This window comes from Shewanella sp. K8 (genome assembly GCF_028823715.1).
Lineage (GTDB): Bacteria > Pseudomonadota > Gammaproteobacteria > Enterobacterales > Shewanellaceae > Shewanella > Shewanella algae.
Window position 1 is genome coordinate 1 of record NZ_JAPEHY010000060.1, and the last position, 10,867, is coordinate 10,867.

9 protein-coding genes are annotated in these 10,867 nt (G+C 48.4%); 8 read left to right on the plus strand and 1 reads right to left on the minus strand.

Going from position 1 to position 10,867, the window contains the following annotated elements; translation table 11 throughout:
• The 5 genes from ON072_RS20455 to ON072_RS20475 all read left to right on the plus strand — a co-directional run.
• A partial coding sequence (locus tag ON072_RS20455; RefSeq protein ID WP_274626163.1) for an acetyltransferase occupies positions 1-499 on the plus strand: 499 nt, incomplete at its 5' end.
• A gap of 26 nt (positions 500-525) precedes the next feature.
• Positions 526-1,701, plus strand: a complete 1,176-nt coding sequence (locus tag ON072_RS20460; protein WP_208125714.1) for a DegT/DnrJ/EryC1/StrS family aminotransferase — start codon at positions 526-528, stop codon at positions 1,699-1,701.
• Positions 1,702-1,761: 60 nt separating this feature from the next.
• Positions 1,762-3,693, plus strand: coding sequence for a polysaccharide biosynthesis protein (locus tag ON072_RS20465; RefSeq protein WP_208125715.1), 1,932 nt, complete (start codon positions 1,762-1,764; stop codon positions 3,691-3,693).
• Between the two features lie 122 nt (positions 3,694-3,815).
• Positions 3,816-4,979, plus strand: a complete 1,164-nt coding sequence (locus ON072_RS20470) for a nucleotide sugar dehydrogenase (RefSeq protein WP_274626164.1) — start codon at positions 3,816-3,818, stop codon at positions 4,977-4,979.
• A gap of 41 nt (positions 4,980-5,020) precedes the next feature.
• Positions 5,021-6,022: an NAD-dependent epimerase gene (locus ON072_RS20475; RefSeq protein WP_144132241.1), complete on the plus strand. Its 1,002-nt coding sequence runs from the start codon at positions 5,021-5,023 to the stop codon at positions 6,020-6,022.
• Between the two features lie 90 nt (positions 6,023-6,112).
• On the opposite strand, the gene ON072_RS20480 is transcribed toward ON072_RS20475, so the two are convergent.
• Positions 6,113-6,586 (minus strand): copper resistance protein NlpE, encoded by a 474-nt coding sequence (locus ON072_RS20480; protein ID WP_243888270.1) that lies wholly within the window; start codon positions 6,584-6,586, stop codon positions 6,113-6,115.
• A 209-nt stretch (positions 6,587-6,795) separates the two neighbouring features.
• On the opposite strand from ON072_RS20480, the gene rfbC reads away from it, so the two are divergent.
• The 3 genes from rfbC (at position 6,796) to ON072_RS20495 (ending at position 10,646) form a co-directional block, all read left to right on the plus strand.
• Positions 6,796-7,359: a dTDP-4-dehydrorhamnose 3,5-epimerase gene (gene rfbC, locus ON072_RS20485; RefSeq protein WP_274626165.1), complete on the plus strand. Its 564-nt coding sequence runs from the start codon at positions 6,796-6,798 to the stop codon at positions 7,357-7,359.
• 451 nt (positions 7,360-7,810) lie between these two features.
• Entirely contained in the window at positions 7,811-10,006 is a 2,196-nt protein-coding gene (gene katG, locus ON072_RS20490; RefSeq protein ID WP_274626166.1) for a catalase/peroxidase HPI, read from the plus strand.
• 391 nt (positions 10,007-10,397) lie between these two features.
• Positions 10,398-10,646, plus strand: a complete 249-nt coding sequence (locus tag ON072_RS20495) for a DUF3297 family protein (protein WP_025011888.1) — start codon at positions 10,398-10,400, stop codon at positions 10,644-10,646.
• Positions 10,647-10,867 lie beyond the last annotated feature (221 nt).

Here is a 10,867-nt window from a genome sequence, read left to right on the forward strand (position 1 = left end):
GCACTGGCCCGTTGTAGGTTGTTATGATTCTCTTTTGTCTACAGCCAAAAATTACTTATTAACAGTTATCGCTATCGGCGACAATCGTGCTCGATTAAAGATTCAAAATAAATTGCTTTTAAGCGGAGCGTGCTTTGGGGTGCTAGTACATCCTTCTGCCAGTGTAAGTCGTTATGCTAGTCTAGGGATAGGTACTGTAGTAATGGCTAATGCTGTGGTAAATCCCTTCGCGACGGTAGGTTGTGCGTGCATTATAAACACCTCTGCTACCGTTGATCATGATAGTAATCTAGCTGACGGAGTTCATATAAGCCCAGGAGCTAATCTCGCGGGAGCGGTATTCGTCGGCAAAAGAAGTTGGATTGGAATTGGAAGTCAAGTAAAACAGAGAGTTGAAATTGGAGATGATGTAACTGTTGGTGCTGGTTCCACAGTTATTAATAATATTCCAGAGCTTCAAATCGTAGTTGGTTCTCCAGCAAAACCTATTGCTGGCTAATTTTTAATATAGTTTCAGGTGATATCGTGCTTAATACTTCATTTTCTCCATGGCCTTCTTTCACTCAAGAAGAAGCTGATGCAGTTAGTCGTGTACTACTTTCAAATAAAGTGAACTACTGGACGGGTTGCGAGTGCCGTGAATTCGAAAAAGAATTCGCTGCTTGGGTTGGGTGTGAATATGCGGTTGCGCTTGGCAACGGGACTCTCGCGCTGGACGTGGCGCTTAAAGCATTGAGTGTTGGGGAGGGGGATGAGGTCATTACGACGCCTAGAACCTTTCTTGCTTCGGCATCATCTATTGTTACTGCTGGTGCTAACCCTGTGTTTGCAGATGTGGATCTTAATAGTCAAGCCATTACGGCAGAGTCAATCGAAGCGGTATTAACGCCCAAGACTAAAGCTGTGATTGTAGTGCACTTGGGGGGCATGCCTGCTGAAATGGATGCCATTATGGCACTTTCAGAAAAACATGGCTTTTATGTTATTGAAGATTGTGCCCAGGCGCATGGTGCAAAATACAAAGGTCACAGTGTGGGGACTATTGGTCACATCGGTGCTTGGAGCTTTTGCCAAGACAAGATTATGACTACAGGAGGCGAAGGTGGTATGGTCACCACAAACTCAAAAGAGCTTTGGGCCAAAATGTGGAGTTATAAAGATCATGGTAAAAGCTACGATGCTGTTTATAACGCGCAACACCAGCCAGGGTTTAGATGGTTGCATGAAAGCTTTGGTACTAACTGGCGTATGACTGAGATACAAGCTGTTCTTGGTCGAATTCAACTTACTCGTATGGAACAGTGGACAACTAATAGACAGTCGCACGGTAAAATGTTGGATGATGTTGTTAAAGGTTTTGCTTGCATTCGCGTGGTAGAAGTACCCGATTATATTGAACATGCAGAATATAAACACTACTTTTTCGTTCGCCCTGAAAAGTTGAACCTAGGGTGGGATCGTGATCGCATTGTAAATGCGGTGGTTGAGAAAGGCGTACCATGTATGCAAGGTAGCTGCGCAGAGGTTTACCTGGAAAAGGCATTTGATAATACGCCATGGCGACCAGCTGTAAGACTTGAAAACGCCAGACTTCTCGGCGAAACCAGTATTATGATGTTGGTTCATCCAACATTGGCCAAGGATGAGATGAGTAAAGCCTGCAAAGTGTTGGATGAAGTATTATCCTTGGCTTCTAAGTGAAGTTTTTGCCTTATCGATGGGGTCATAGGGCCCTTTTTAACATTAAACCAAGGTGTTGAAATGGACTTTTTTCAGTTTTTATTCTCACTTAAGCGGCCTCATAAGCGTATTGTGAGTGTCGCTGTTGATTCAGTTTTTCTTATCTTGGCATTTTGGTTTGCACTCTTCGTTCGACTGGACTCTGTTGCCATCGTATCTAAGGGACAGTACTGGTTGTTAATCGCATTGGTGTGCCCGGTAAGTATTCTGGCTTTTATTCGACTCGGTCTTTATCGAGCGGTGCTTAGATATTTGGGGAGCCAAGCGATGACGGCAATAGTGGCTGGCGTGATATTGAGCACGCTTGCTATGGTTACTCTCGCTTATTTCCTCAGTGTTGATTTGCCAAGAACCGTGCCTTTTATTTACGCTTCATTTGCCTTAGTCTTTGTTGGCGGTGCAAGAGCCTTAATGCGCTCCATGGTCGGTAGTGGTCTCAATCGTCGTGGTGAGCCGGTGATTATTTATGGGGCGGGTGTCAGTGGGCGCCAAACCGCGATCGCTTTGGCTCAAAGCCACGAATATCACCCTGTAGCTTTTGTTGACGATGATACCTCCTTACACGGCATTAATATGCAAGGGTTATATGTTCATTCACCATCAATTCTTAGAAAGTTAATTAAACAAAAGCAGGCATCAAAAGTTTTACTCGCGCTTCCAAGTGCTAGCAGAGCTAGGCGGCAAGAGATTATTCAATCACTCGAGCAACTAAGCGTTAAAGTCTTAACTTTGCCTGCTATGGCCGATTTGGTTAGTGGGGATAAGTTATTTACCGATGTTAAAGAAGTTGAAATTGAAGATCTCTTGGGACGTGACCCAGTTGCTCCCAGAGCAGACTTAATGGCAGCCAATATATCGGGAAAAGTAGTGATGGTAACCGGAGCCGGAGGCTCAATTGGTTCTGAGCTTTGTAGGCAAATTTTACGGCAGTCGCCATCAAAATTGGTTCTTTTTGAACTTTCAGAATTTGGACTTTATTCTATAGAAAGGGAACTGTTGGCGACTAAAAAAGAACTCGGATTGACAGTTGATATCTATCCAGTTTTGGGTTCTGTTCAGCGTCTGAATAGGGTCCAAGCTGTAATGGAAGCCTTTAAAGTACAAACTGTTTATCACGCTGCAGCCTACAAACATGTTCCCTTAGTCGAACATAATGTGGTTGAAGGTGTGCGTAATAATGTATTTGGAACCTTATATACGGCACAAGCGGCTATTGCTGCGGGCGTAGAAACTTTTGTCCTTATTTCAACTGATAAGGCGGTTCGTCCTACCAATGTAATGGGCACGACTAAACGAATGGCTGAACTGGCTTTGCAAGCCCTATCCCATAAAGATAGCTCGACACGTTTTTGCATGGTGCGTTTTGGTAATGTATTGGGCTCTAGTGGCTCGGTTGTTCCATTATTCCGAAAGCAGATAGCAAATGGTGGTCCGGTTACCGTTACTCATGCGGAGATAACACGTTTTTTCATGACAATACCGGAAGCCTCTCAATTGGTTATCCAAGCTGGCGCTATGGGTAAAGGCGGTGATGTTTTCGTATTGGACATGGGGAAATCCGTCAAGATTGTTGATCTCGCCAGAAAGATGGTTCGTTTAAGTGGCTTTGAGGTTAAAGATGAGCACAATCCAGGCGGTGACATTGAAATACTTTTTTCTGGTCTTCGACCAGGGGAAAAGCTCTACGAAGAACTCCTCATTGGCGACAATGTTGAAGGTACAGGGCACGAACGAATAATGACTGCCAATGAGGTATTTTTAACCTGGGATGAGCTCAAGCCAATTCTTGATAGATTGGATAAGGCATGTCATGACTTTGACCACGAGGCGATTCGAGATTTGTTGCTCAAAGCACCAACTGGATTTAACCCTTCAGACGGTATTTGTGATTTGGTTTGGCTGAGTAAGCACAAAGCACAAAATTCAAATGTAGTTCCTATCATCGCTTCCTAGTGATGTGAGCTGATGTAAATGAGTTTCACCAAGAACGGGTACATAATGTACGTTATCTAAGCGTGCTGTGCTCGTTTTTTATTTACCAAAATTGCGTACAGCATAAGCCATTGGGGAATAAAATGGAGATAGTGGTTGTTGGTACGGGTTATGTGGGCTTGTCAAATGCGGTGTTGTTGGCACAACATAACCAGGTGTGGGCGTTGGATGTCTCCTCGAAGAGGGTGGCAATGGTCAATGCCGGGCACTCGCCCATCGCCGATGAGCTTATTGAACAGCACTTGGTGAGCAATAAGTTGCAGTTAACTGCCACAACGGACAAAGAAGTCTATCGCGGTGCAGATTATGTCATCATTGCAACACCAACGGATTACGACCCCAAGACTAACTACTTCGATACCAGCACCGTCGATGAGGTGACGCGGGACATTGTCGCCGTAAATCCCTCTGCTTGCATTGTAATTAAGTCAACTGTGCCAGTTGGTTTCACCAGAGCATTACGTGAGAAGTACAACTCGGCCAATATCATATTCTCACCTGAGTTTTTGAGAGAAGGCAAAGCCTTATACGATAACCTCTATCCTTCGAGGATCATTGTCGGCGAACGTTCTGAGCGGGCAGAGCGCTTTGCTCATCTGCTAGCTGAAGCCGCGCTAAAGCCCGATATTCCGGTACTTTTTACCGGCAGCACAGAAGCCGAAGCCATTAAGCTATTTGCCAACACATACTTGGCCATGCGTGTGGCTTATTTTAATGAGCTGGATACTTACGCTGAAACCCATGGGCTGGATACCCGGCAGATAATCGATGGTGTGTGTTTGGACCCCAGGATTGGGAGTCACTATAACAACCCATCATTCGGTTATGGTGGCTACTGTTTACCGAAAGATACCAAGCAACTGCTTGCCAATTACAACCAGGTTCCCAACAATCTGATTGCGGCCATAGTGGATGCCAATAGAACTCGTAAGGACTTTATTGCGGACTCTATTATTGCCAGAAAGCCCAAAGTGGTTGGGGTATATCGGCTGATAATGAAGTCTGGCTCAGATAACTTCCGCGCTTCTGCAGTGCAAGGCGTGATGAAGCGGATTAAAGCCAAAGGGATAGAAGTGGTGGTTTACGAGCCGGTACTTGAGGAGAATGAGTTTTTCCGCTCACGGGTGATAAGCGACTTTACTGAGTTTAAGCAGATCTCTGATGTGATTATTTCCAATCGTATGGTCGATGAGCTAAAAGATGTGGCCGATAAAGTCTATACCCGGGATCTGTTTGGAAATGACTGAAGACGCCGCAGAAGGGCTGCAAGTTGAATGAGACCAACAAAATGAAATATCTGGTTACCGGCGCAGCCGGCTTTATCGGCGCCCGAGTTTGCGAACGGCTTTGTGAGGCAGGGTGCGAAGTTGTTGGTATCGACAATCTCAATGATTACTACGATGTCGGTTTAAAACAGGCCAGATTGCAAAAACTGGCTGATTTTAACCATTTCCAATTCCAAAAGCTTGATCTTGCCGACAGGGAAGCCATGGCTGAACTCTTTGCCAAAGGTGGTTTCAAACGCGTTATCCACTTGGGTGCCCAAGCCGGCGTCCGTTATTCGATTGAAAATCCCTATGCTTATGCAGACAGTAATCTTGTCGGCACTCTTACTGTGTTGGAAGGTTGTCGCCATCATGGCATAGAGCATTTGGTGTACGCCTCTTCCAGCTCTGTTTATGGCCTCAACAAGAAGATGCCGTTTGCGACAACGGATTCGGTTGATCATCCAGTTTCTTTTTATGCGGCGACCAAAAAAGCCAATGAGATGATGGCTCATAGCTATGCGCACCTATATGGCTTGCCCACAACGGGACTGAGGTTTTTCACCGTCTATGGCCCATGGGGGCGCCCGGATATGGCACCTATGCTGTTTGCCGATGCCATTACCTCTGGCAGGCCAATCAAGGTGTTTAATCAGGGGGATATGAGCCGCGACTTCACCTTTATTGATGATATTGTCGAAGGCATTATCAGAGTGGCCGATAAAGTGCCAAAGACACAAAGTGATTGGACGGTAGAGCAGGGCACTCCGGCAACAAGCAGTGCTCCATATCGCGTGTACAACATAGGCAATGGCAGTCCGGTTCGTTTATTGGACTTCATCAGCGAGCTTGAAGCAGCACTCGGGCAAAAGGCTGAAAAAATTATGCTGCCTATGCAAGATGGTGATGTCCAGGCCACTTGGGCAGATACCGAAGATTTATTTAAAGCTGTGGCTTACAAACCACAAGTTGGGATCAGTGAAGGGGTGAAGGCTTTTGCTGATTGGTATAAAGCCTTTTATTGATAAAAGAGTCATAGTGCGCTTCAGATCTGAAGCGCACTATGACTTGACTTGGCCGTATTAGCTTAACTATGCGGCTTTACACTGTGCCAATTACTGTTCTTTACTCAACCTGTAGTTATCCGCCAGGCTGCCGGTGATGCGGTTGCCTTCTCTATCCAGCATAAAGAGCTGATTTTCCCCTACCAGATATTTACTGCCATCCTCGAGGGTGATTTTGCCGCCGCTGGCATCCCAGGTGAACTTGCCGCTTTCGCTGAATATGCTCTCGTCCTTACCTTGATACACTTGCTGCAGGCGATAGCTGTTGTCTCCCTTGAGCGTCAGCATGGTTTCTATTCCTGAGCAATCTGCACAGGGCAGCAGCCCTTTATAACTTCCTTCCCAATCCAGCGCATTTTGGCTGGTATCACCCATTGGTACTTGCGCTGTTTGCTCAGCGGGGGCTGTAGCCGTTTCTGTTTGGCCGTTAGTGGCTGGAGATTGTGTCTCCTGATCTTGGCAAGCCGCCAAGCCAAGTGCCATACCACTCGTCATCAATAACGCAAAAATAGTGGACTTGTTCATGGTTTATTCCCTTAAGTTACCTAAGTTGGCCTTCAGGCTAGCACAGCTGTTTTGGCGGGAGTAAGGCTTTTGTCACACCATCTGGGTTACGGTTCAGAGCATATTCAGTCACGTAACCGGCTTGTTTACGCAATGCAATGGAAAGGCTATCGTGCTATGGCTGCGACTCCTGCTACAATCCCTCCAATTACCGTTTTTTGTGTCTCTTGATGAAAGCTCAATCTCTCCCTTTATCCGGCCTGATATTGTTTACGCCCGAGATCTTCAGCGATACCCGGGGCTATTTTATGGAGTGCTTTCGAGCCTCCGGTTTTGAAAAAGCCTTGATGGATTCCGGTCAGGCTGCTGTCACTTTAGTGCAGGAAAATCACAGTTGCTCTGGCGCGGGAGTGCTTAGGGGGCTTCATTTTCAGTGCCAATACCCCCAGGGCAAGTTGATTCGGGTTATCAGCGGTGAGATCTACGATGTCGCCGTCGATATTCGTCCCCAGTCTCCCACCTTTGGGCAGTGGCACGGTTTGTATTTATCGGCACAAAATCGCTGTCAGCTGTGGATACCACCGGGGTTTGCCCATGGTTTTTATGTGACCAAGGGACCGGCCGAGGTGATATACAAGTGCAGCGATTATTATCAGCCCGGCGATGAAGGAGCCATTGTCTGGAATGATGCCGATTTAGCGATAGACTGGCCGCTGAATACCGCACTGGGTGAGCCATTACTCTCTGCCAAAGACAGACAGGCCAAGGCCTTTTGCGCTCAAAAATGGGGTTGAAAACGAATATTTGATAGCAATTACTGACTTCCAATCTTTGGCTTAGAGAATGGCTTAGAGAATGGTTAAGCAGAATGGCTTAATAGCAGGTTTGTGTTTTTGAGCTGGCTGAAATGGTGTCAATCTCACCGGGTTAGGAATGCACCGGAGATAGTTGGGTAACTACAGAACACCACTCCCTAAATTAGTTGATACTTCTTTTTAGATTACGACAATCTGATTTAATCGTTAGTCGCGAATAAGTTTCCTCACTACCTTGGAGTGAACAGCGGCAGGCCGTATTCGCCGCTGTTTAACTGTGCCCGTTTGTTAAGGCGCGCTAACCAAAGGCGCCGGCATTCGCGGCACTTGAATCGGGAAAGTGGCTTATCCCACGCCCTTCACCAAGGAAGAGGACTTCCAACATGAAATCAAGTATCCATCTCTGACCGCGGTGGCGCTGTCTGTTGCTATGGTTTTTGGCGCAGCCGCTACCCAAGCGGCGCAGTCGCAATCGGCTGTTCAGCCTCAGGCCGCAACAACCAACGCCTACTGGTGGCCGCAGCAACTGGATCTATCGCCACTGCGCCAGCACGGCGCTGAATCCAATCCCTACGGCGCCGATTATGACTATGCCAAGGCCTTTTCCTCTTTGGATTTGGACGCCGTCAAAGCCGACATCAAAACTACGTTGACCACTTCCCAGGATTGGTGGCCCGCCGATTATGGTCACTATGGCCCTTTCTTTATCCGTATGGCCTGGCACAGTGCCGGTGTTTATCGCATCTTTGACGGTCGCGGCGGTGCCAGTGGTGGTCAGCAACGTTTTGAACCTCTCAACAGTTGGCCTGATAACGTCAGTCTCGACAAGGCTCGCCGCCTACTTTGGCCAATCAAACAAAAGTATGGCAGCCAGATCTCCTGGGCTGACCTCATGGTACTGGCCGGTAACGTATCCCTGGAGTCCATGGGCTTTAAAACCTTCGGGTTTGCCGGTGGCCGCACTGATGACTGGGAAGCCGAAAAGGTTAACTGGGGCGCCGAAAAACAGTGGCTCGATAATAAACGCCGCAATGAAAAGGGTGAGTTGGCAAAACCCTTGGGAGCCACCCAGATGGGGCTCATTTATGTGAACCCTGAGGGGCCCAACGGCGTGCCCGATCCCTTGGCATCCGCCCGGGAGATCCGCGATACCTTTGGCCGTATGGCCATGAATGATGAAGAAACCGTGGCGCTGATCGCCGGTGGTCACACCTTCGGTAAGGCCCACGGCGCCCATGACCCAGCCAAGTGTGTCGGCGCAGAACCCGCTGCCGCCGGAATAGAGGAGCAGGGCCTTGGCTGGAAAAACCGCTGTGGTAAAGGTCACTCGGAAGATACGGTTTCCAGCGGCCTTGAAGGTGCCTGGTCTTCCAACCCCACCAAGTGGACCATGGAATACTTAACCTGGCTCTACACCTTCGATTGGGTTCAAACCAAGAGCCCGGCCGGCCACATTCAGTGGATCCCTGCCGATGGCAAGGCCGCCAATTTGGTGCCTGACGCCCATATCCCCGACAAGCGTCATGCTCCCATCATGTTCACCAGTGATATCGCGCTAAAGGAAGACCCGATTTACCGCGAAATCACGACCCGTTTCCTCAACAACCCGGCCGAGTTTGAGCTGGCCTTCGCCAAGGCCTGGTTCAAGTTGACCCACAGAGATATGGGGCCGAAAACCCGCTACCTGGGCAAAGATGCGCCTTCTGAAGATCTGATCTGGCAAGACCCTATCCCAGCGGTCGATCATGTTTTGATCGACGCGGCCGATACCAAACAGCTGAAAGCGGTCATTTTGGATTCAGGCCTCAGCGTGCCTGAACTGGTGAAAACGGCTTGGGCCGCGGCGTCATCTTTCCGTGGCACAGATATGCGTGGCGGCGCCAATGGTGCCAGAATCGCCCTGAAGCCCCAGAGCGATTGGGCGGCAAATGACCCCAAGGCATTGGCGAAAGTTATTGGCAAGCTTGAGAAAATCCAAAAGGATTTCAACAAGAAAGCCAAGGGCGGTAAAAAGGTGTCGCTGGCCGATCTCATTGTCTTGGGCGGCAGTGCTGCCATAGAAAAAGCCGCGGCCGATGCCGGGGTTAAAGTCAATGTTGCCTTCCATCCCGGGCGGATGGACGCGACTCAGGCCCAAACAGATGTAAATTCCTTTGCCGTGCTGGAGCCCAAGGCCGATGGCTTCAGAAACTATTTCAGTGAACAAAGCCCGGCATCACCGGCCGAAGCACTGATTGAAAAGGCGAACTTCCTTAACCTGACGGTTCCTGAAATGACGGTATTGGTCGGCGGTCTCAGAGTGCTGAATGCCAACAGCGGTGGCAGCAAACATGGGGTGTTCACCCAAAGCCCTGGCAAGCTCAGCAACGATTTCTTCGTTAACCTGCTGGATATGTCCACTCGTTGGGAAAAGGGCAAAGAGCCAGGTCTCTATCAGGGTCTTGATCGTCAGTCCGGCAAACTCAAATGGACGGCTACGCCTGTCGACTTGGTGTTTGGTTCCCATTCAGAACTCAGAGCCGTCGCTGAAGTGTATGCCGCAGACGATGGCAAGACCCGCTTCGTTGAGGACTTTGCCAAAGCCTGGAGCAAGGTGATGGAGCTGGATAGATTCGATTTGCAGTAGTCGTTGACGGCTGATGTAAACAAGTAATAGAGGGGATAATCCACCCCATGAAATCGGCGCAGGCTTTGGCTTTGCGCCGATTTTTCTTGGGGCTTTCCCGAGTACTATTTCTATTGGATTTGGGGATGAGGTATTCGGCTAATAGAACAACTTCAGCTGCCGGCTCGTCGCATACGCCGTTAACTGTTTGGAACGAGACCCTATTGATTCACATATCAACGGGCGTGCAATCGAGTCAGATAAAGTTTAGCCCATGGTCAAACAACCAAATTGGCTGATTGGATTGATAAAAAAGGGCACAAACCGTGTGGATAAAGCCATTCGCCGCTATTGAGCCAGATTGGGGGATTGCCTACAATATCGCGAGTTTTATTTACCCAAGATGAAGATTATGACCGATACCAAAGTACCACCCGCTCTGCCGGATCGCCTTTCTATCAACCCACGCAGCCCACACCATGTGGCCGAAGTGTTTGAGTTCGATGTGGGCATTCGCATTAATGGCAAAGAGCGCAATGACGTGGAAGAATACTGCATCAGCGAAGGCTGGATTAAAGTCGCCTCTCACAAAGCGCTCGACCGCCGCGGCCAGCCCCTGCTGATGACCATCAAAGGCACAGTAGAAGCTTTTTATAAGTAAGCTTATCTGCCAATTAACCCCTGAGGGCTATCCGTAAGGATGGCCCTTTTTTGTTACTTGGAAATTGAACTGCCAACGTCACTGACCTTCGGGAGTGCTGCCAAACCGTGAGTGACCTTTCCCCCGAATTTAAGACCATGACATTGATGAGATTTCCAATACACTGGAGCCAATGGAGATCTCAACATGAAGAAACGTTACACCGAAGAACAAATCATCAA

Coding starts and splice junctions, on each gene's coding strand:
- ON072_RS20480 (WP_243888270.1), bottom strand. CDS start 6,586: ATGAACAAGTCCACTATTTTTGCGTTATTGATGACGAGTGGTATGGCA.
- rfbC (WP_274626165.1), top strand. CDS start 6,796: ATGAAAGCTCAATCTCTCCCTTTATCCGGCCTGATATTGTTTACGCCC.
- katG (WP_274626166.1), top strand. CDS start 7,811: ATGGTTTTTGGCGCAGCCGCTACCCAAGCGGCGCAGTCGCAATCGGCT.
- ON072_RS20495 (WP_025011888.1), top strand. CDS start 10,398: ATGACCGATACCAAAGTACCACCCGCTCTGCCGGATCGCCTTTCTATC.
- ON072_RS20475 (WP_144132241.1), top strand. CDS start 5,021: ATGAAATATCTGGTTACCGGCGCAGCCGGCTTTATCGGCGCCCGAGTT.
- ON072_RS20465 (WP_208125715.1), top strand. CDS start 1,762: ATGGACTTTTTTCAGTTTTTATTCTCACTTAAGCGGCCTCATAAGCGT.
- ON072_RS20470 (WP_274626164.1), top strand. CDS start 3,816: ATGGAGATAGTGGTTGTTGGTACGGGTTATGTGGGCTTGTCAAATGCG.